The organism is Pseudomonas putida (assembly GCF_001941965.1).
In the GTDB taxonomy this organism is placed as follows: domain Bacteria; phylum Pseudomonadota; class Gammaproteobacteria; order Pseudomonadales; family Pseudomonadaceae; genus Aquipseudomonas; species Aquipseudomonas putida_L.
In genome coordinates this window covers 33,200-53,956 of the sequence record NZ_MKZO01000007.1, presented here as the reverse complement: position 1 = coordinate 53,956, position 20,757 = coordinate 33,200, and the positions used below count along the sequence as shown (strand labels likewise).

Genomic DNA, 20,757 nt, shown 5'->3' with positions numbered 1-20,757 from the left:
TTATTTGCCCTCGACGATGGCAGCGATGTTGCGCTTCAGGGTGGCGACCACGTTGGCCAGCTCGGCCTGCTCGGCAGCGTCCAGGCCTTGCAGCGGGGCGCGCACGCCGCCGGTGCTCAGGCCGTTGAGGCTGACGCCATGCTTGATCGACTGGACGAACTTGCCGCCTTCGAGGAAGTCCATCAGCGGCATCATTTCCGCCATGATGCGCCGGCCCTTGTTGAAGTCCTTCTCGATCACGCAGGCCTCGTACAGCGCCACGTGCTCGCGCGGGATGAAGTTGGAACCGGCGCAGACCCAGCTCTGGGCGCCCCAGGCGAAGAATTCCAGGGCCTGGTCGTCCCAGCCGCAGGACAGGGAGATGTGCGGGTATTTGGTGGCCAGGCGGTGCAGCTGGTTCATGTCGCCCGAGCTTTCCTTGATCGCGACGATGTTCTTCACATCGGCCACGGCATCGAAGAACTCAGGGCCCATGCTCACGCTCATGCGGCCCGGGTAGTTGTAGAGCATGATCGGCAGGTCGGCGGCGGCGTCCACGGCTTTGACGTGCACGGCGATTTCCTGCTGGGTCGGCAGCGCGTAGGGCGGGGTGCCGACCAGCAGCGCGTCAGCCTTGATTTCCCTGGCGTGCTTGGCGAAGGCCACCGAGTCTTCGGTGCGGATCGCGCCGGTACCGATGATCAGCGGCAGGCGGCCGTTGATCACGTCCTTGGCCTGGGCGGCCAGGTCGATGCGCTCCTGGGCGGTGTGGGCGTAGTACTCGCCGGTGGAGCCGCCGATGATGATGCCGTGGATCTTCGATTCCACCAGGTAGTCGAGGACGGCGGCGAAGCCGGCCTTGTCGATGCTGCCGTCGGCGTTCAGCGGGGTGACGGCGGGGGTGTAGATGCCTGCGAATTTCATGCTTTTCTCTCCAGTGGGACGCAAGGAATGTCAGACCGCGCTCAGTTCAGCGAGGCGGCTTGTTGCAGAGTCAGGGAACGGGTTTCCGGGGCCAGGGCCCAGGCGAACAGCAGGCCGACCAGGGTGACGATGGCGGCGGCGTACATGGTCTGGGCGATGCCCAGGGACTGCAGCGACATCGGTACCAGCCAGGTGCCGACCGCTGCGCCGATACGCGACAGCGAGGTGCCGATGCCGACCGCGACGGCGCGGATCTCGGTTGGGAACAGCTCGTTCGGGTACACCAGTTGCAGCACCTGGGCGCCGCCGATGAACAGGGCGTAGGCACCGAACAGCACCAGCACCAGCATCGGCGAGCCGTCGTGCATCGCCGCCAGGCCGAGCAGGGCCAGGCCGGACCAGAGGAAGCTGTGGATCAGCATGCTGCGCCGGCCCATGCTGTTGATCAGGCGGGTGGCGATGATGCAACCGACCACGAACAGCAGGGTGATCGCCACCGAGCCGAAGGACGCCCAGTCACCTTTCAGGTGCAGCGCTTCAAGGACCTTCGGGGCGAAGGAGTAGACCGCGAACACCGGGATCACCGAGCACGACCAGAACATGCTGACGAACAGCATGCGTTTGCCGTAGCCCGAGTGCAGCAGGCTGAGCAGCGAGGCTTTCTGTTCCTTGGCTTGCTCCGGCAGGTTCTTCAGCGAGAAGGCGTTGCCGTAGACCTGCTTGATGATCGCCTCGGCTTCCGCCGCGCGGCCCTTGTTCAGCAGCCAGCGGGGCGATTCCGGGGTGCCCATGCGCAGGCCGAAGAGGATCGCGCCGATCACCACGGGGCTTGCCAGCACCAGGCGCCAGGCGTTCTCGTCGCCGGAGGCGAGGAGGAAGTGGCCGACGATATAGGCGAAGGCGGCACCGGCGAACCAGAGGATGGTCAGGGTGGCCAGGCGTGGGCCGCGGTATTTCTTCGGCAGGAATTCCACCAGCAGCGCGGTGGCCACCGGGTATTCGATGCCCACCGCGACACCGATCAGGAAACGCAGGGCGAACAGCATGGGGCCCGAGTCGACCCAGAACTGGGCGAGGGAACCGAGGATGAACAGGGTAGGGCCGACGAAAAAGATGCGCTTGCGCCCGAAATGGTCGGTCAGCGCGCCGCCGAGGAAGCCGCCGAAGAAGATGCCGATCAGCGCCGAGGCGGCGATCATGCCCTGCCAGAAGGCGCTCAGGCCCAGGCCTGCGGACATCTGCACCATGGCCACGCCAATGATGCTGAGCACATAGCCGTCGACGAAGGAGCCGCCACCGGAACGGGCGGTGAGCAACTGGTGGAAGCGATTGAGGGGTACGTCTTCAACGGATTGATTGGAAGTTGTCATTATTGTTTCCTGCACTATCGAACCTGTTTTTCGGCCGAGCGGGTCCGCGGATCTGAATGGGAACTTCAGTCCGGGGGTTGGCGCCTGGCCGGCGCGACACTGTTTGTTACTGCTCTACTTCAACTAGCCGAGTGATCTTTGGGACCGCTGCGCGGTCCTTCGTGACGGTTCGGCGCTCCGACAAGCTCGCTCCCACAGGGCATGGGTATGGCTTAAGGGCTTAGCTTTCCTTGCCGGCGCGCATCTGGCCCCAGGTCAGGTTGGCGTTGACGCCAAGCGACAGGAACGGCTGCGGCGGGTTGGCATTCGGGCCCGGGGACTTCAGGAGGAAGTCGATCAGGTCGTTCTTTTCGCCCGCCAGCCAGTCCGCCAGCAACTTGCCGGTGGCCGTGCCACGGGTCACGCCGAGGCCGTTGCAGCACAGTGCGCCATAGACGTTCGGCGCCAATTGGCCGAAGAAGCTCTCGTGGTTGCGCGACATGGCCAGGGCACCGCCCCAGGTGTATTCGATACCCACGTCCGGCAGCATCGGGAAGCGCCGGGCGAAGGACGCCTTGTGGCGCGCGACGTAGCGCTGCAGGTACTTGGGATTGGCGCGACCGTCCGGGTTGAAGCTGAAGCTGTTGCGGATCAGCAGGCGGTTGTCCGGGGTGCGCCGCACCGTGGTGCCGAACGGGTCCGCCGGGATCACGCCCCAGTACGGCTTGCCACCCAGGCGCGCCTGTTCCTGTTCGGTCATCGGCCGGGTCAGGCTGGCGTAGGTGAAGATCGGCAGCATGGCGCCCTTGAGGAAGCCGAAGTGGCCGCCGAAGGCGTTGTTGGCCAGCACCAGCTTGTCGGCAGTGATGCTGCCGCGGGCGTGGCGCAGCACGGTCTTGCTGCCGTACTCGACGTCGAGGATCGGGGTGTTTTCGTACAGGGTGACGTTGGCCGGCAGGCTTTCCGCCAGGCCCTTGACCATGGCCGAGGGCTGGATCAGCGCGGTGCCGGGGGTGAACAGCGCCTTGCGGTAGAAGTGGGTGCCGATATGGTCGGGCAGGTCCGCGCCTTCGATCACTTCGAAGGGCTGGCCGAGCTTTTCCAGGCCGCGACGGTAGGCGTCGAGGACGGCGATACCGCGGTCTTCCACGGCGGCCTGGTACTTGCCGCAGAACTTCATCTGGGCGTCGATGTTGTGCGCGGCGACCAGGTCCTTGAGGTAGTTCTGGCCGGTGAGGTTCAGGCGCAGGCAGGTCTTGGCGATATCGATGTCGCCGATATAGTCGTCGGCGCCGATATCGTGGGGCAGGTCGATGGCGAAGCCGGCGTTGCGGCCAGCGGTGCCGAAACCGACTTCCTGGGCTTCGACCAGGAGGATCTGTTCATCGGGGAAGTTCAGTGCGAGCTGGCGTGCGGCGGCAAGGCCGACATAGCCTGCGCCCAGCACCACCCAACGGGCCTGGCTAGTGCCGGAATGAGCCGGGCGCGGCGTGCGCTTCGGGCTCAGGTGATACCAACCGCACGAACTGTCGTCGGCCGGCAACGAGGTTACTTTTGTCATTTCAGGGACCTGGCTGTTCTTGTTTAATCCGGTGTTGCCACCCAGGCCGAAATGACTAGCGAAACCTCGCTACCTCTTCATGCTCCGGGGCCTTTCAAAACGCGAGCGATACCTCCATGCCTTCCGGTGCGGCGTATTCCGCCATGCGCCGGCGCGACATTTCCATATGCTCGCGAATCAGTTGTCCCGCTGCCTCGGTGTCGTGGCGGGCGATGGCCTCGATGATCTGGTCGTGCTGGTCGCAGGCCAGTTCGAGGTCCTTCTGCATGTCCACGGTGGTCGGGTGGCGGTAGAAAATCTTGCCCAGTCGCGCATGGTCGATGAGCACACGGCGCAGGCTCGGCATCAGGTAATCGTTGTGCGCCATCTTGCCGATCTCGAGGTGGAACTCGTCGTTGTAGATGACGCGGTTTTCTACGTGCTGCTCCTGGATCGCCTGGCGGAACAAGGCCTGGATCCGGCGCAGCTCTTCGATTTCGCTCGCGGTGGCGCGGGTCGCTGCCAGTTGCGTGGTCGCGATGTACACCAGCGGTGCGGCCAGGAAGAACGCACGCAATGACTCATGACTCATGGCCGCGACGCGGGGTGCGCGGTTGGCCTCCAGCTCGATATAGCCTTCGGCGGCGATCTGGCGCAGCAGCTCGCGCACTGGTGGCCGGGACAGACCGAATTCGTCGCACAACGCCAGTTCATCCACCACCGCTCCGGGCGCCAGCTCCATGCTCAGGATGCGCCGGCGCAGCGCTTCGGCGAGAAGCGCCTTGCGATCCGGGGAGGCATCGGCAGGGGTGGAGGAGACAGCCGCGGTGGCTTTCATGGGAGCCTTTTTTGTACTCATCAGGTTGTGTCTACAATTTGTATAACGACTATAGGGGAGGATTAGACAATGTGTCTACAGATATTTCGACGAGCGGTTTTCGCTGCTTATCTGGGTATCTGTGACAGGGTCTGACCCCCGGTTTTATTGGGTTTTGTGTTGTTCTTGAGGGCCTCATCGCTGGCAAGCCAGCTCCCACAAGGACCGGTGTACACCGTACCTGTGGGAGCTGGCTTGCCAGCGATGAGGCCATGACAGGCGACGGGAATCTCAGCTCTCTATGGCATCCACGAGACACACTCTTATCAAATCCCGCCATCGCCATATCCACCCACGACAGCTTTTCCCCGGGCTCGACTACCCTCAGAGCCCCGAAAACACTGGGGAAAATAGCACTTCTGATGAATTCTTTTGGAATTCCTTGGGTATACACAAAGAATACAATTCCGTTGACCGCCTCTGGAACCCGTGCGAATCTCGCTCCAAGGCCAGTGTTCGCGGGGTCTTTCGCCCTTTGGCAGGCCTTGCCGGGCGCCAGAAAACCCCCGCCAGAAAGTTGTGCAAGACGCAGTGCGAAAAAAACCAAAAACAAGCAACGGGCGCGGTCAACGCGTCCGGCCAGCACCACAACCCAGGAGACGAACAACAATGAAAGGCTTCCGGAAAGCGCTCTGTACCCTCGCCATGGTCGGTTTGACCGTATTCCAGGCCCAGGCCGAGGAAAAGACCATCACCATGGGCACCCTCTCGTGGGAAGACCTCACCCCGATCACCACCGTCACCAAGAAGGTCCTCGAAGACGCCGGCTACACCGTCAAGGTGACCAACTTCTCCGAATGGGGCATCGCCTACGCCGCCCTCGGCAAAGGTGACATCCAGTTGCTGGCCTCGCAGATCGACTACGCTGCCCAGGACTACTGGAAGAAGAACAAGAACCGTCTGGAGAAGATCTCCCCGGTTTCCCACGGCCTCTACCAGGCCATCGCCGTACCGAAGTACGTGACCATCGATTCGCTGGAAGAGCTCAACGCCAACGCCGACAAGTTCGGCAACAAGATCGTCGGCATCGAGCCGGGTTCGGGCCTGATGAGCGATGCGGCCAAGGCCGTGACCGACTACGGCCTCAAGCTCAACCTCCTGGAAGGCAGTACCGCCGCCATGACCGCCGCCCTCAAGTCTGCCGTGGACCGCAAGGAGTGGATTGCGGTGACCACCTGGGAGCCGTCGTGGATGAGCCAGAAGTTCGACGTGAAATTCCTCAAGGATCCGAAAGGCTCCTTCGCCCCGCCGCAGGGCTACTACTGGATCGGCCAGAAGGGCTTTTCCGCCGAGTACCCGCAAGCGCGTGAGCTGATCGCCGGGGTTTACCTGCCACTGGCCGACATCACCGCGATCAACGGCGAAATGAAGGACGGCAAGACCGTGGAGCAGGCCGTGCAGGAGTGGACCACGAAAAACGCTGACCTCGTGAAGCGCTGGGAAAACATCAAGAAATACTGATAACGAAGTACCGCGTTGTCCGGCCTGAACAGCGGACAACGCCTTTACCACTGCCGAACTGAACGTAATAAAAAAGCCAACCAGATTCCTGGTTCGACGGGTGCGAGATGAACACAGCAAGCGAAGTAGCTGAAGACGTATTGGTAGAGTGCCAATCGGTCTGGAAGATTTTTGGCAAGAACGCCGATACCGCCATGCGTGCTTATAAAGAGCGTGGTTTGTCGAAGAAGCAGATTCTTCAGGACCATGGCTGTGTTGTCGGCGTCTCGAACGTCAGCCTCAAGGTCAGGCGTGGTGAGATCTACTGCATCATGGGCTTGTCCGGCAGCGGCAAGTCGACCCTGATCCGCATGTTCAACCGCCTGATCGATCCCACCTCCGGGCAGATCCTGATCAAGGGCAAGGACCTCGCCAGCCTCGATGCGGCGGCCCTGCGCGAAACCCGCGCGCGGCACATCGGCATGGTGTTCCAGAGCGTGGCCCTGCTGCCGCACCGCACCGTGCTGGAAAACGCCGCCTTCGGCCTCGAAGTGCGCGGCGTGTCCAAGGCCGAGCGGCACAAGGTGGCTGAGCAGGCCCTGGCCAAGGTCGGCCTGAGCGACTGGGCACAGCGCTACCCGGACGAGCTGTCCGGCGGCATGCAGCAGCGCGTCGGCCTGGCCCGGGCGATCACCTCGGATCCGGAAGTGATCCTCATGGACGAACCCTTCAGTGCTCTCGACCCGCTGATCCGCCGCCAACTGCAGGACGAGTTCCGCCAGTTGACCAAATCCCTCGGCAAGTCCGCCGTCTTTATTACCCACGACCTGGAAGAAGCCATCCGCATCGGCGATCGCATTGCGATCATGAAGGACGGGGTGATCATCCAGGAAGGCACCGCCGAAGACATCGTGCTCAAGCCCGCCGATGACTATGTGGCGGAGTTCGTCGCCGGCATCTCGCGGCTGCACCTGGTCAAGGCGCACTCGATCATGTCGCCGCTCGCTGCGCACCCGCACCTCAACCCTGGCTCGCTGCCGAGTGCCGGCCCGCAAGCCGATCTCGATGCCCTGATCAACCTGATGATCAGCTCCAATGGCGATGCCCTGGCGGTGGTGGAGGGCGGCCAGGTGCTTGGGGTGATCACCCAGCAGGACCTGCTGCGTGGCGTGCAGGGCGCACCGGCCGCCGAGCAGCCGGTGGCGCAAGCGGAGCACGCGCTATGAGCCCCGTGGAATTCGCCGCGGCCTTCGACGAGTTCGTCGATGCCCGGCTGGAATGGCTGTCGGACAACGGCGCCTGGTTCTTCGACGGGCTGAACGATGTGCTGCACGCCGGTTACCAGGCCATTTACAGCGGCCTGACCCTGCTGCCGTTCTGGGCCGTGATCCTGGCTTTCGGCGCGCTCGGCTGGCGCCTGACCGCCAGCTGGCGCTTCGCCGTCGGGGCCATGCTCGGCCTGGTGCTGTGCGTGGCCATGGGCCTGTGGCCGCAGACCATGAGCACCCTGGCGCTGGTGCTGTCGGCGACCAGCATGGCGCTGGTCATCGGCATCCCGCTGGGTGTCGCGGCCGGCCTGATGCCGTCCCTGGACCGGGTCAGCGAGCCGGTGCTGGACCTGATCCAGACCCTGCCGCCCTACATCTACCTGCTGCCGGCGATCGCCTTGCTCGGCTACGGCCCGGGCACCGCACTGGTGGCCACCTTCATCGTCGCCGTGCCACCGGTGGTACGCCTGACCTCCCTGGGCATCCGCATGACGCCCAAGGTGTTCATCGAACTGGGGCAGGCCACCGGCACCACGGGCTGGCAGCAGTTCTTCAAGATCCGCCTGCCGTTCGCCCTGCCGAGCATCATGGCCGGGGTCAACCAGGGCCTGATGATGGCCTTCGGCATGGTGGTGATCGCCGGTATCGTCGGTTCCGGCGGGCTGGGCGAAGTGATCTACGGCGCGATCCGTACCCTGGATATCGCCATGTCGATCAACGCTGCCATCGCCATCGTCATCTTGACCCTGATCCTCGACCGCATGGCCCAGAGCGCCACCCGTCTCGGCCGGAGGGCTGCACATGAATCCTGATATCACGTTCTCCCCGGGCGCCTGGCTGGCGCCGTCGGTGGATTGGCTGAACGCCAACCTGCACGGCCTGTTCGCCCTGATCAGCCGCTTTATCGAAACCGTCCTCGGCGGGATCGAAGGCCTGCTGCTGGTGATCCCGCCCTACGGCATGATTGCGCTGGTAGCGGTGGCGGCATTCTTCCTGGTCAACCTGCGGGCGGCGATCCTCGCCGTGGTGATGCTCGGCTTCTGCCTGATCTCCGGGTTCTGGGTAGCGTCGATGCAGACCATCGCCCTGGTCACGGTGGCGGTGCTGATCTCGGTGACCGTGGCCTTCCCCATCGGTGTCGCGGCCTCGCGGGTCAAACGCCTGGACGCGGTGCTCAGCCCGATCCTCAACGTCATGCAGACCGTGCCGCCGTGGGTCTACCTGATTCCGGCGGTGATGGTGTTCAGCCTGGGCAAGGTCCCGGCGATCCTCGCCACCATCATCTATGGCATCCCGCCGATGCTGCGCCTGACCACCCTGGCGTTCAACCAGGTGCCCCGCGACCTGCTGGAACTGGGCAAGGCCATGGGTGCGCCGCCCCAGGCGATCCTGCTGAAGATCGAGCTGCCCACGGCCATGCCGACCCTGCTGGTGGGCTTGAACCAATGCATCCTGCTGTCCCTGGCCATGGTAGTGCTGGCCGGGCTGGTGGGGGCGGGCGGCCTGGGCGCGGAAGTGACCCGCGGCCTCACCCGGATGGAAATGGGCCTCGGCCTGCGTGCGGGCCTGGCCATCGTCGCCGTGGCCCTGTTGCTGGACCGTCTCTCTCGCGGAGCCTTGCAAGGCCGTAGGATTCGAGCCGCAACTTAATCAGAAATTTCCGAAGGAAAGTTGGACACCGCCACGCCGGCGTGCATCATTCGACGATGCATGCCGGCGTAGCGGTTTCGGCGCTTCGGATTCCCAGAACAAGATCGGAAGACAGATAACGTGGTTGAAAGAAGGCAGTTCAGTGATGCCATGCAGGGTTCGAACCTGCGCTTCACGGGCGAAAAGCAGGCCCCGGGCGGGCAGGGCAGGGTCGGTTTCATCCTGCTCGAACACTTCTCCCTGCCGGCCTTCACCCAGGCCCTGGACACGGTGGTCACCGCCAACCTGATCCAGGCGGCGTCCTTTACCTATCGCACCTTTACCCTGGATGGTGGCTCGCGGGTCAGTGATCTTGGGCTGGTGATCTGCCCGGATGCGCCGCTCAATGCCGCCGCGCTGGATGACCTCGACCTGCTGGTGGTCTGCGGCGGCTTGCGCACCGTGCTGCGGCCGATCCCGGAGCTGAACCAGATCCTGCACAAGGCGGCGGAACGGCATGTGGCGTTGGGCGCCCTGTGGAACGGCGCCTGGTTCCTCGGCCAGGCCGGGCTGCTGGATGGCTACCGCTGCGCCGTGCACCCGGAGCATCGCGGTGCCGTGGCGGAAATCGCCAAGGACAGCCAGGTCACCAGCGAAAGCTATATGGTCGACCGTGACCGGCTCACCGCTGCGAGTCCGGCGGGGGGCTTCCATCTGGTGCTGGAGTGGATCAACAGCCGCTGCGGCCGTGGGCTGGTGGATGCGGTGGTGGATATCCTCGCCTTCGAGGAGTCGCGTTACCGCCGGGCGCGGCCGACATTGCACGAGAAGATGAGCGAGCCGCTGCGCGAAGCCATCAACCTGATGAGCGCGAATATCGAGGAGCCGTTGAGCCAGGATCAACTGGCCCACTATGTGGGGCGTTCGAAGCGGCAGATCGGGCGCTTGTTCATGACCCAGCTGGGGACTACCCCGGTGCGCTATTACCTGGAACTGCGCATCACTGAAAGCCGCAGGCTGTTGCAGCACTCCGACCTGTTGCTGATCGACGTGGCGCTGGCTTGCGGGTTCGTTTCGCCCAGCCACTTCAGCAAGTGCTATACCTCGTTCTACGGCTATGGGCCGTCGAAGGAGATTCGCTATGGGTTGGTGAAGGGCGGCAAGGCGAAGAAAGCCGAGTGATTTGTGCTGACTGAGCCGGCCTCATCGCTGGCAAGCCAGCTCCCACAGGTTTTGGCGGCGCTCGCGATACCTGTGGGAGCTGGCTTGCCAGCGATGAGGCCCTGAAAGACACCAAGGATCTTAAGGGCCTGCCGAATCAGCCAATCACCGCCTGCAACACCACTTCCAGCGGATGCCGCAGCTTGCGGTCGGCCATGCGTTTGACCTGGCTGCGGCACGAGTACCCGGTCGCCAGCGGCTCGCCGTCCTTGTCCAGCTTGCCGGCCCAGGACTGCTCGAAGAGGGTCTTCGAGGTTTCCTGGTTGCGCGCTTCATGCCCGTAGGTCCCGGACATCCCGCAGCAACCGGTGGCCTCGGTCACCAGCTTCAGGCCCAGGCGCGAGAACACCTGCTCCCATTGCCTGGTACTGGCCGGCACATTGGTCTTCTCGGTGCAGTGCGCCAGCAGGCGGAAATTGCCGCCCTTGCTGGCTTGCTCCGGCAGTACCTCCATCAGCCATTCCTGCGGCAACAGCACGTTCGGGCTGCCTTCCAGGCCCGGGACCTTCTGGTACTCCTGGCGATAGACCAGGGTCATCGCCGGGTCCAGCCCCACCAGCGGCACGCCGCAGTCGGCCAGGGCCTTGAGCTGGGTGCCGTTGCGGATCGCCGCCTTGGCGAAGGCGCCAAGGAAGCCCTGCACATGCAGCGGCTTGCCGTTGGCGCTGTACGGCGCGAGGAAGATCTTGTGGCCCAGGCGATGGGCCAGGTCGATGAACGACGCCAGCAGCGGCGTTTCGAAGTAGCGGGTAAAGGCATCCTGGACCAGCACGATGCTGCGCTCGCGCTGCGCCGGGGTCAGCTCGCGCAGGGCCGGGACGCTGGCCGCACGCACGCCGCAGCGCTTCAGGGTGGCCTGGAAGTTGAAGCGGCTGATCAGCGGGCTGTCGACCATGCCGATGCGATCGGCCAGCAGGCCGCTGACGAACTTCGATCCCATCACCGCGTTGTACAGCCCCGGCGCGTGGGCCAGGTACGGGATGGTGAATTCCAGCGAGCCGATCAGGTAGTCGCGCAGCGGACGCTGGTAGCGGTTGTGGTACAGCTCGAGGAAGCGCGAGCGGAAGTCTGGCACGTTGACCTTGATCGGGCACTGCCCGGCGCAGGACTTGCACGCCAGGCAGCCGGCCATGGCGTCGTAGACTTCGTGGGAGAAGTCGGCCTGGCCCTGTTTCTGCGCGCGCACATTGCGCAGGCGCTGGGGCAGGCCCTTGAGCCAGGACACCTTGTTCGGTGCCAGCACATCGATATTCGCCGCCCCTTGCAGGCGCAGCCATTCGCGGATCAGCGAGGCACGGCCCTTGGGCGAGTGCTGGCGCTGGCGGGTGGCTTTCCACGACGGGCACATGGCGTCGTCGGGGTCGTAGTTGTAGCAGGCGCCGTTGCCGTTGCAGTGCACGGCGCTGCCGAAGCTTTGCCATACGCGCTCGTCGATCTGCCGGTCATGCTCGCCACGCAGCGGTGCTTCGTTGACCTTGATCAGGCCCTCCGCGCTGTCCGGCGGAGTGCAGATCTTGCCCGGGTTGAGCTGGTTGTGCGGGTCGAACGCACCTTTCAGGCGCTGCAGCGCCGGGTACAGTGCGCCGAAGTAGTCCGGCACGTATTCCGAGCGCAGGCCCTTGCCGTGTTCGCCCCAGAGCAGGCCACCGTAGCGCTGGGTCAGGGCGGCGACGGCATCGGAGATCGGCTTGACCAGCGCCGCCTGGGCCGGGTCCTTCATGTCCAGGGCCGGGCGCACATGCAGCACGCCGGCATCGACATGGCCGAACATGCCGTAGGTCAGGCCGTAGCCGTCGAGCAGGGCGCGGAACTCGGCGATGTAGTCGGCCAGTTGCTCCGGCGGTACCGCAGTGTCCTCGACGAACGGCTGCGGGCGCACCTCGCCCTCGACGTTGCCGAGCAGGCCCACCGAGCGCTTGCGCATGGTGTAGACGCGGGTCACCGCCGCCGAGCCTTCGGCCAGGGTGTGGCCCAGGCGCTCGACGCTGGTGTCCTGCTGCAGATGCTGGATAAAGGCTGCGACCCGGGCGTTGACTTCGTCCGGCTCATCGCCGCAGAACTCCACCAGGTTGATGCCCAGGGTCGGCTTCTCCGGGTCGGCCGGGAAGTATTCGGCGACGCTGTGCCAGACGATGTCCTGCATCGCCAGCATCAGCACCCGCGAGTCCACCGTCTCGATCGACAGCGGCTTGTGCGCCATCAGCGCATTGGCGTCGCGCAGGGCGTCCATGAAGCTGGTGTAGCGCACGTTGACCAGCACCGCGTATTTCGGAATCGGCAGCACGTTGAGCTTGGCTTCCACCACGTAGCCCAGCGAGCCTTCGGCGCCGCACAGCACGCTGTTCAGATTGAAGCGGCCGTCGTCGTCGCGCAGGTGGGCGAGGTCGTAGCCGGTCAGGCAGCGGTTGAGCTTGGGGAAGGTGCTTTCGATCAGTTCGCCCTGGGTTTCCTGGATATCCCGGGCCATGCGGTACACCTCGCCGACCCGGCCGGGCAGGGCGCAGGCAGCGTCGAGGGTGGCGTCATCCACCGGCAGGCTGTGCAGGCGCTCGCCGCCGAGCAGCACGCTGTGCAGCTCCAGCACGTGGTCGCGGGTCTTGCCGTAGGTGCAACTGCCCTGGCCGCTGGCGTCGGTGTTGATCATGCCGCCGACGGTGGCGCGGTTGGAGGTGGACAGCTCGGGGGCGAAGAACAGCCCGTGGGGCTTGAGCGCGGCGTTGAGCTGGTCCTTGACCACCCCGGCCTGGACCCGTACCCAGCGCTCCTCGACGTTGATTTCGAGAATGGTGTTCATATGCCGCGACAGGTCGACGACGATGCCGTCGGTCAGCGATTGGCCATTGGTGCCGGTGCCGCCGCCGCGCGGGGTCAGCTTGATCTGGCGGAAGCGTGGCTCGGCCATCAGCGCGGCGACCTTCGCCACATCGTCGGCATCCAGCGGGAACACTGCGGCCTGGGGCAGGCGCTGGTAGATCGAGTTGTCGGTGGCGAGCACGGTACGGGTGCCGTAGTCGGTGCTGAACTGGCCACGGAAACCGGCGGCGCGCAGGGCATCGAGGAAGGCGGCGTAATCGGTGGCGGGTGCGCTCACCGGGAGTTGGGCGATCATCGGCGGATGGCCTCTTTTAATTTGGGCTAATCATGAATACCTGAGCTGAGGGTATGGTCATGGCTCGCTCAGGTAGTGGATGATGCCAATGATTCCGTAGTGTCGCGCCGGGCACAAACGGAAAATGACACAGTCTTTGATGAGTTTTATGAATGAATTACCGCAACCTGACCCCGTCGATGTCGTTGCTCCTGGCCTTCGAGGCCGCCGCCCGGCATGAAAGCTACACCCGCGCCGCCGAGGAACTGTCCCTGACCCAGAGCGCGGTGAGCCGCCAGGTGCAGACCCTGGAGCAGCAGTTGGGGGTCATCCTGTTCCGCCGTGAAGGGCGCACGGTCAAGCTCACCGAGGTCGGGCGCCTGTACCAGCGCGAGATCAGCGAGGCGCTGGGGCGGATCCGCAGCGCCACCCTGCATGCCATCGCCCACCAGGGCGGCGGCGGCAGCCTGCGCCTGGCGACCCTGCCGACCTTCGGCTCGAAATGGTTGTTGCCGCGCTTGCATGAGTTCTACCGGCGGCATCCCGAGGTGCTGGTGCATATCAACTCGCGGATCGAACCGGTGGACTTCGCCACCAGCGGCATCGATGCCGCTATCGTGGTTGCCAGTGGCGACCAGCCGGGGCTGGTCTGTCACCGGCTGCATGCCGAGGAACTGGTGGTGATCCTCTCGCCGGCCCTGGCGGCGACCCGCAGCGAATGGACGCCGCAGGACATCAGCCGGCAGACGCTGCTCAGCGTCACCAACAACCCCAACGCCTGGGGGGACTGGTTCACTCACCATGGCGTTGCCCATCAGGCGATGCGCCTGGGGCCGAGTTTCGAGCTGACTTCACACCTGATCCAGGCGGTGCGGGCGGATATCGGGATTGGCCTGGTGCCGCGCATCCTGATCACCGATGAGCTGGCCGAGGGCAAGCTGGTCAGTCCGGTGCTGCCTTATGCCAGTGCGCGGGGGTATTACCTGGTGTATCCAGCGAGGAACCGGGCGTTGCCGGCGCTGGAGGCGTTTCGGGGGTGGTTGCTCGATGAGTCGGACTTACGTTCAGGCAATGTGTGATGCCGTGTGTGTTCAGGGTATCTCCGGATCTCTGCGCTGAAGTACTATGTTGCACTTCGTGAACTGCCGAAAGGGCGCCTGCCTTGACAGCTCTGGACTGCCTGCAATTATCTATCAGGCGTTGTGATCCGGATGAAATTCACCTGTTGTTGGCTCATGTCGTTACGACGAGATGAGTAAAGGAAACTGCAAGGGCCTTGTTATGTTGAAACGTGTCGAGATAAACAATTTTGGCCCTTTGCCAAATGAGACATTCAAGTTCGCCCCCGGTCTGAATGTGATCGTTGGCGAAAACGGCTGTGGTAAAAGCCAACTGCTGAAATTGCTCTACAGCCTTTTGAAGGTTCAGGCGGACACCAAGGGTCTGACCAAGTCTGCATTGCAGAAGAACTGTGCGGATAAGCTCATGGGCGTTTTTCGCCCCGATGCTCTTGGTCGCCTCTCCAAACGACGTCAGGGTAAAGGGAAGTGCGAGGTGTCTCTGATCATGCAGGATGAGCAGGAAAATCTTGCAATCAGTTTTTCCAGTCAGTCCAGCAGTTCTGTTCAGGTGGATGTTCATCCGGAAAGTGGCCTTGAGAAGTCGCCGGTCTATCTGCCCACAAGGGAACTGGTCACGCTGTGCCCGTGGTTTCTGCCGCTGTATGACAACTACCACCTAGAGTTCGAGGAAAGCTGGCGAGACACGGTTTCGCTGCTCGGCAGCCCCACGTTGAAGGGGCCCCGGGAAAAGAAGGTCGCTGCGCTGGTAAAGCCGCTGGAGCAGATCATGGGCGGCAAGGTCATCGTCGATCCCGCCAATGGCCGTTTTTATCTCCAGGTGCCGGGCGAGGGCAAAATGGAGATGCCACTGGTTGCCGAGGGCCTGCGTAAGATCGCGATGCTGGCACGCCTGATTAGTACCGGCGTACTGCTGGAGCAGGGCTACCTGTTTTGGGACGAGCCTGAAACCAACCTCAATCCCAAGTTGATCAAGGTTATCGCTGCCTGCATCCTGAATCTCTGTCAGCAAGGTATCCAGGTATTTGTTGCCAGTCACTCGCTGTTCCTGTTACGCGAACTTGAAATGCTCTCGGAGCAGGCAGAGTTCAAAAAGGTGAAGCAGCGCTACTTTTCCCTCAAAGCAGGGGAGGAGGGCGTCGAGTTGGAACAGGGGGATTCGACAGATGATCTGCGCACACTGGTTCTTCTTGATGAAGAGTTGAAACAGTCCGATCGCTTCATGGCATTGGGGGAATGAGATGACTATGCTTCAGGAAGGGCTGTTGACGTTCAGTTTTCCACAGGGGGCTGCTGCTAGCAAATATGACGACTGGGAACATTACCGCCAGCAGTTCAACAGTGCCTTTGGCGGAACCAAAGCGGTGGACCTGGTGTTTGCCGACGAAGAGATCAGTTGGCTGATTGAAGTCAAAGATTACCGTATGCACGACAGGACCAAGACCATTGACCTTGCTGATGAAGTTGCCCTCAAGGTTCGCGACACCCTTGCAGGTCTTGTTTCCGCCAGATTCCAGGGCCGCGACCGCCATGCGCGTGGAATTGCACGCAAGCTGCTGGCTAAACAGCGATTGCGCATAGTCTTGCATCTGGAGCAACCGGCCAAGCACAGCAGGCTTCGCCCTCGAGCGATAGACCCTGCTGTTGTAAAAAAGAAAATGAAAGGCCTTTTGAAAGCGCTCGATGCCCATCCGGCAGTCGTCGATCAGCACAGCCTTAAGGCTGATATGAAGTGGACGGTCACCGGCTAGGCTGCCATTGAGCATCTGAATGGAACGAGGCCCGAACGAGCCTAGCCCTCCAGCACCCGCCGCACCTTCTCCAGCAACTCGCCGATCTGGAACGGCTTGAACAGCATGTCCATCCCCGGCGCCAGGAACGCCTGGCGATTCAGTGCGGTTTGCGCATACCCGGTCATGAACAGCACCGGCAGTCCCGCCCGCCAGCCCCGGGCCACGTCCGCCAGTTCCCGTCCGCTCATGCGCGGCAGGCCGACATCGGTCAGCAGCAGGTCGATGGACGCATCCTTTTGCAGATGCTCCAGGGCCAGTTCGATGCTTTCCACCGTGGTACAGCGATAACCGGCATCGAGCAGCACTTCGCTGACGAACAGGCGCACCGAGGCCATGTCCTCGACGATCAGGATATGTTCGCCCTGGCCCTGCGGATCGACGTTGCCCTGGGGCTCCGGCGGCGACCCCGGCACTTCGTTGGCCGCCGGCAGCAGCAGGGTCACTTCGGTGCCCCGGCCCATCACGCTGCGGATATGCGCATCGCCGCCAGACTGGCGGGCGAAGCCGTAGATGGTCGAGAGCCCCAGCCCGGTGCCCTGGCCCAGCGGCTTGGTGGTGAAGAAGGGTTCGAAGACCTTGTCGATCACGCTGTGGTCGATGCCGATACCGTCGTCGCGTACCGACAGCGAGACATAGGCACCATCCTGCATCTTCGGGTTGCCGCGGGAGTACGCGGCATAGGTGCTGATCCAGATATGCCCGCCCTGGGGCAGGGCGTCGCGGGCGTTGATCGCCAGGTTGAGCACGGCACTTTCCAGTTGCACCGGGTCGACCAGGGCGATGGCTGGCTGGTTGGTCAACTCCAGCTTGAGCACGATACGTTCGCCGATGGTGCGGATCAGCAGGTCTTCCAGCGAGCGTACGTGTTCGTTGATATCCACCGGGCGGGTGTCCAGCGGCTGCTGGCGGGCAAAGGCGAGCAGGCGGTGGGTCAGGGACGCCGCGCTGGTGGCCGAGGCGAGCGCGGCCTCGGCGTAGATCTGCAGTTTCGGCGACGCCTGGACACCGGCCTGTTTGCCGATCAGTTCCAGGCTGGTGATGATCCCGGTGAGCATGTTGTTGAAGTCGTGGGCGATACCGCCGGTAAGCTTGCCCAGGGCGTCCATTTTCTGCGCCTGGAGCAGTTGCTCTTCGGTGCGCGCGCGCACCGCCACTTCCTTGGCCAGCTGGCTGTTGGCATCGTCGAGCTGGGCCTGGTGCGAGCGCTCGCGATGGCGGTGCTCGGTGACGTCCTCGACGAAGACCAGGCTGGAGCCCGGGGTGCGGTAAGGCGAGATCTGCCATTCGGTCTCGCGCAGTTCACCCTTGACCCGCATGTTCAGCGTGCCTTTCCAGCGCTCGCCATCGGCCAGGCGCAGGCGCAGTTCACCGATCACCGAAGGCTCGTTGTCATCCAGGCATTCCCGTGGGGTCTGCGGGTCGCTGACGCCTTCGAGCAGCTGGGCGAACGCCTGGTTGCATTCGTGGATGGTCAGGTTGGCGTCAAGCACGGCGATCGGAGCCGAGACGTTGGCGAAGATCTCGCGAAAGCGCAATTCGCTCTCGCGCAGGGCGTTTTCCGTGTCGCGCACCCGCAGCAGGGTGCGCAGGGTGGCGAGCAATACATCGGCATCGACCGGGTGGATCAGGTAGGCGTCGGCGCCGGCATCCAGGCCGGTGATGATATCGCCGGTCTGGATCGACGCCGCCGAGACGTGGATCACCGGCAGCAAGGCCGTGCGCGGGTCGGCACGCAGGGTGCGGACGATATCGAAGCCGCTCATGTCCGGCAGGTTGACGTCGAGGATCAGCGCATCGAGGCGTTCGTTCTCGATCAGCGCCAGGCCTTCTCCGCCGGTACCGGCCTCCAGCACCGTGTAGCCCTGGCGGTCGAGGCGACGGCGCAGGGCATAGCGTGTGGCAATGTTGTCATCGACGATCAGCAGGCGCAGATCACGTTTCATCGACGGCCTCCGTGGCCATGGCCAGGGGGATGATCACGAAGAAGGTCGAGCCGACCCCGGGTTCGCTGCTCACCCCGACTTCACCGCCCAGCAGCTCGGCGAAGCGTTTGCACAGCGACAGGCCCAGGCCCGTGCCACGCAGGCGCTTCTGCAGTGGCGAATCGACCTGGGAAAAGTCCTCGAACAGCGCCCCGTGCAGTTCCGGGGCGATGCCGATGCCGGTATCGGTCACCGCAAAGCGGATCCGGTCGCGGTCTTCCAGGCTGGCCGAGACCCGCACCTCGCCGCTGGTGGTGAACTTCAGCGAGTTGGAAATGAAGTTGCGCAGGATCTGCGCCAGCTTCTTGTCATCGGTATAGAGCCGCGGCAGGCCGGTGGGTTCCTCGAAGATCAGGTCCACGTTGGCGCTGTTGACGATCGGCCGGAACATGCCGCGCAGGGCGGCGAACAGGTCGAGCATGTCGAACCAGCCCGGCGAGATGGTGATGCGCCCGGCCTCGATCTTGGCGAGGTCCAGCAGGTCGTCGACCATGTCGCTGAGCTCGCGGGTGGCATTGCTGACGAAAGCCACCTGCTTGTGCTGCTCGGGGCTCAGCGGGCCGTCCAGTTCGTCGGCGAGCAGGCTGGTGATGCTCAGGATCGAGCCCAGCGGGGTGCGGAATTCATGGCTCATGTAGGACAGGAAGCGGCTTTTCAGGTCGGAAGCCTGGCGCAGTTGCTCGGCCTGCATGTCCAGCTCGGAATACAGGGCCAGCACGCCCTGGTTGGTTTCGTCGAGTTCGGCGCGCAGGGCATCGGTTTCGCCCTGCAGGCGCTCGAACAGGGCGCGCTGCTCGGCAGTGAGGTTGGACAAATCAGTCATCGACGGTCTCCAGGGCTACCACCAGCACGGTCACATCGTCGCGACCCCGGTTGAAATCGCGGTGCAGCACCGTGGCGATCACCGCCGGGTGGCGTTGCAGCAGACCGGGGTAGTCGCGCAGGTTCCAGCGCGATTGCAGGCCGTCGCTGTGCAGGATCAGCAGGTTGCCCCTCACGCCAGCGTAGTCGAAGGTCTGCACCTTGCGGTACTGGGCGCCGACGATGCCGGCGTGGGAGGTCAGGCCGCGGGCTTTCTCCGGATTGACCAGGCTGGCGTTGATATTGCCAATGCCGGTAAAGCGGATCTGGTCGTGCGCATCGTCGAACTGGGCGAAGGCCACCGCTCCGCCGCGAGTGCCGCGCATGGCCTCGTGCATCTCTTCCATGAGGCGCTCGGGTGCCATGAATGGTTGCAGCGCGAACGCCTCGCGGCCGTGCAACGCGGCGTGTTCCGCTTCTACCCCGTGACCCAAGCCGTCTACCACCATGGCGCTGATTCGATGGTCGGCGAAGGCCAGGAACCAGCTATCGCCGCAACGTGGGTCGTTGTACAAGGAATGCTGGCTGATGCCGTAGGGAATATCCGCGTCCCGGTCGTTGGAGCGGAATATCCGCGCCAGCAATACGGTGCCACGCTCGTCGGTGTGCATGTCGAACACATCGGACTGCCGGGCTACCGCGCCCAGACCGATGCCCTGGGTGCCGCCGGTGGAGAAGCCGTCGATCATGCAGGCGTCGCGGTCGAAGCCGCTGGCCCGATCAACGGACAGCACCTCGAAGCCGGTGGCGCCAGGTCGCGGCAGCATGCGCAGGTGCAGTTCGCCGCTGCCGGCGTGCTTGAGCAGATTGCTCGCCAATTCGGTCACCACCAGTGCTACCCGACCGGCATCGGTATCATTGAAGCGATGCAGTTGCACCAGTTGCTGCGCGGTGCGCCGGGCATGGCCAACCTGTGAATCATCTTCGATTGCCAACACCTGGGTTGGCGATCCATCAAAGCTCAAGTCCATCGGGTAATCGTCACGCAGGTGCCCTCGCCGGGCGCGGTTTGCAGGTCGAATTCGTCTACCAGGCGCTTGGCGCCGGTCAGGCCCAGGCCGAGGCCGCCGCCGGAGGTCCAGCCGTCGGTCATGGCCAGGCGGATATCGGCAATGCCCGGGCCCTGGTCGCGGAAGCTCAGGCGCAGGCCGACCCGGCCGATGTCTTCCAGCACTTGCCAGTCCATATCGCCACCGCCGCCATAGACCACGGTGTTGCGCGCCAGCTCGCTGACCGCGGTGACCAGCTTGGTCTGGTCGATCAGGCGCATGCCGCACTCGGTGGCCAGCTTGCGTGCGGTCTGCCGGGCCAGGACCACGTCCTGCTCCAGGCGCACTGCCTGGGTGCCGCTGCTGCGCAGGTTCATGAGTGTGCTATCCGGTCGCGAAGTTTCTGCATGCCGCGCTCGACGTTGAGCGCGGTGCTCACCCCCGGCAGGGTCATGCCCAGTTCCACCAGGGTGATCGCCACCGAAGGCTGCATGCCCACCAGCACGGTCTGCGCGTCCATGATCCGCGACAGCCCGGAGATGGTGCCGATCATCCGGCCGATAAAGGAATCGACCATGTCCAGCGCGGAAATATCGATGAGCACGCCCTTGGCCGACGTGCGGCTGATGCGTTCGGCCAGGTCTTCCTGGAGGGTGAGGGCGAGCTGGTCGTGCATGTCGACCTGGATGGTCACCAGCAGGTACTCGCCCATTTGCAGGATCGGGATGCGTTCCATGG

General features: G+C 63.8%; 18 protein-coding genes. 8 read left to right on the top strand and 10 right to left on the bottom strand.

Annotation, left to right across the window (positions count from 1 at the left end; genetic code table 11):
* The 4 genes from PSEMO_RS03980 to PSEMO_RS03965 form a co-directional block, all read right to left on the bottom strand.
* Positions 1-903: a dihydrodipicolinate synthase family protein gene (locus PSEMO_RS03980; RefSeq protein ID WP_075801870.1), complete on the bottom strand. Its 903-nt coding sequence runs from the start codon at positions 901-903 to the stop codon at positions 1-3.
* Between the two features lie 41 nt (positions 904-944).
* A complete protein-coding gene (locus PSEMO_RS03975) occupies positions 945-2,273 on the bottom strand; it encodes an MFS transporter (RefSeq protein WP_075801869.1) in 1,329 nt (442 codons plus the stop codon).
* 220 nt (positions 2,274-2,493) lie between these two features.
* The gene (locus tag PSEMO_RS03970) at positions 2,494-3,813 is read right to left on the bottom strand and encodes an NAD(P)/FAD-dependent oxidoreductase (protein ID WP_075801868.1); all 1,320 of its coding nucleotides are present in this window, start codon (positions 3,811-3,813) and stop codon (positions 2,494-2,496) included.
* A gap of 94 nt (positions 3,814-3,907) precedes the next feature.
* Positions 3,908-4,630 (bottom strand): GntR family transcriptional regulator, encoded by a 723-nt coding sequence (locus PSEMO_RS03965; RefSeq protein WP_075801867.1) that lies wholly within the window; start codon positions 4,628-4,630, stop codon positions 3,908-3,910.
* Positions 4,631-5,278: 648 nt separating this feature from the next.
* Between PSEMO_RS03965 and PSEMO_RS03960 the strand changes: the two genes are divergently transcribed.
* The 5 genes from PSEMO_RS03960 to PSEMO_RS03940 all read left to right on the top strand — a co-directional run bounded on the left by PSEMO_RS03960 (position 5,279) and on the right by PSEMO_RS03940 (position 10,188).
* A complete protein-coding gene (locus PSEMO_RS03960; protein WP_075801866.1) occupies positions 5,279-6,130 on the top strand; it encodes a glycine betaine ABC transporter substrate-binding protein in 852 nt (283 codons plus the stop codon).
* Between the two features lie 107 nt (positions 6,131-6,237).
* Entirely contained in the window at positions 6,238-7,335 is a 1,098-nt protein-coding gene (locus tag PSEMO_RS03955; protein WP_075801865.1) for a quaternary amine ABC transporter ATP-binding protein, read from the top strand.
* Positions 7,332-8,189 carry an ABC transporter permease gene (locus tag PSEMO_RS03950; RefSeq protein ID WP_075801864.1) on the top strand — a complete coding sequence of 286 codons (858 nt, stop codon included), beginning with the start codon at positions 7,332-7,334 and terminating at the stop codon, positions 8,187-8,189. Before PSEMO_RS03955 ends, PSEMO_RS03950 begins: the two co-directional genes overlap by 4 nt.
* Positions 8,179-9,027: an ABC transporter permease gene (locus tag PSEMO_RS03945; protein ID WP_075801863.1), complete on the top strand. Its 849-nt coding sequence runs from the start codon at positions 8,179-8,181 to the stop codon at positions 9,025-9,027. Before PSEMO_RS03950 ends, PSEMO_RS03945 begins: the two co-directional genes overlap by 11 nt.
* A 150-nt stretch (positions 9,028-9,177) precedes the next feature.
* Positions 9,178-10,188, top strand: coding sequence for a GlxA family transcriptional regulator (locus PSEMO_RS03940; protein ID WP_178391963.1), 1,011 nt, complete (start codon positions 9,178-9,180; stop codon positions 10,186-10,188).
* Positions 10,189-10,324: 136 nt separating this feature from the next.
* On the opposite strand, the gene ydiJ is transcribed toward PSEMO_RS03940, so the two are convergent.
* Positions 10,325-13,336 (bottom strand): D-2-hydroxyglutarate dehydrogenase YdiJ, encoded by a 3,012-nt coding sequence (gene ydiJ / locus PSEMO_RS03935; protein ID WP_075801861.1) that lies wholly within the window; start codon positions 13,334-13,336, stop codon positions 10,325-10,327.
* 152 nt (positions 13,337-13,488) lie between these two features.
* Between ydiJ and PSEMO_RS03930 the strand changes: the two genes are divergently transcribed.
* From PSEMO_RS03930 to PSEMO_RS03920, 3 genes are all read left to right on the top strand, one after another.
* The gene (locus tag PSEMO_RS03930; RefSeq protein ID WP_075801860.1) at positions 13,489-14,394 is read left to right on the top strand and encodes a LysR substrate-binding domain-containing protein; all 906 of its coding nucleotides are present in this window, start codon (positions 13,489-13,491) and stop codon (positions 14,392-14,394) included.
* 202 nt (positions 14,395-14,596) lie between these two features.
* Complete coding sequence (locus tag PSEMO_RS03925; protein WP_075801859.1) at positions 14,597-15,634, top strand: AAA family ATPase; 1,038 nt, start codon at positions 14,597-14,599, stop codon at positions 15,632-15,634.
* A 25-nt stretch (positions 15,635-15,659) separates the two neighbouring features.
* Entirely contained in the window at positions 15,660-16,145 is a 486-nt protein-coding gene (locus PSEMO_RS03920) for a hypothetical protein (RefSeq protein ID WP_256720969.1), read from the top strand.
* Positions 16,146-16,186: 41 nt separating this feature from the next.
* Here the strand turns inward: PSEMO_RS03920 and PSEMO_RS03915 are convergent, their stop codons facing one another.
* The 5 genes from PSEMO_RS03915 to PSEMO_RS03895 are packed head-to-tail and all read right to left on the bottom strand — an operon-like array spanning position 16,187 to position 20,755.
* Positions 16,187-18,130 carry a response regulator gene (locus PSEMO_RS03915; protein ID WP_075801857.1) on the bottom strand — a complete coding sequence of 648 codons (1,944 nt, stop codon included), beginning with the start codon at positions 18,128-18,130 and terminating at the stop codon, positions 16,187-16,189.
* Positions 18,120-18,992, bottom strand: a complete 873-nt coding sequence (locus PSEMO_RS03910) for a sensor histidine kinase (RefSeq protein ID WP_075801856.1) — start codon at positions 18,990-18,992, stop codon at positions 18,120-18,122. Before PSEMO_RS03910 ends, PSEMO_RS03915 begins: the two co-directional genes overlap by 11 nt.
* Positions 18,985-20,001, bottom strand: a complete 1,017-nt coding sequence (locus PSEMO_RS03905; RefSeq protein WP_178391962.1) for an ATP-binding protein — start codon at positions 19,999-20,001, stop codon at positions 18,985-18,987. The genes PSEMO_RS03910 and PSEMO_RS03905 overlap by 8 nt, the downstream gene beginning before the upstream one ends.
* The gene (locus tag PSEMO_RS03900) at positions 19,992-20,396 is read right to left on the bottom strand and encodes an anti-sigma regulatory factor (RefSeq protein ID WP_075801855.1); all 405 of its coding nucleotides are present in this window, start codon (positions 20,394-20,396) and stop codon (positions 19,992-19,994) included. The genes PSEMO_RS03905 and PSEMO_RS03900 overlap by 10 nt, the downstream gene beginning before the upstream one ends.
* A complete protein-coding gene (locus PSEMO_RS03895) occupies positions 20,393-20,755 on the bottom strand; it encodes an STAS domain-containing protein (protein ID WP_075801854.1) in 363 nt (120 codons plus the stop codon). Before PSEMO_RS03895 ends, PSEMO_RS03900 begins: the two co-directional genes overlap by 4 nt.
* Positions 20,756-20,757 lie beyond the last annotated feature (2 nt).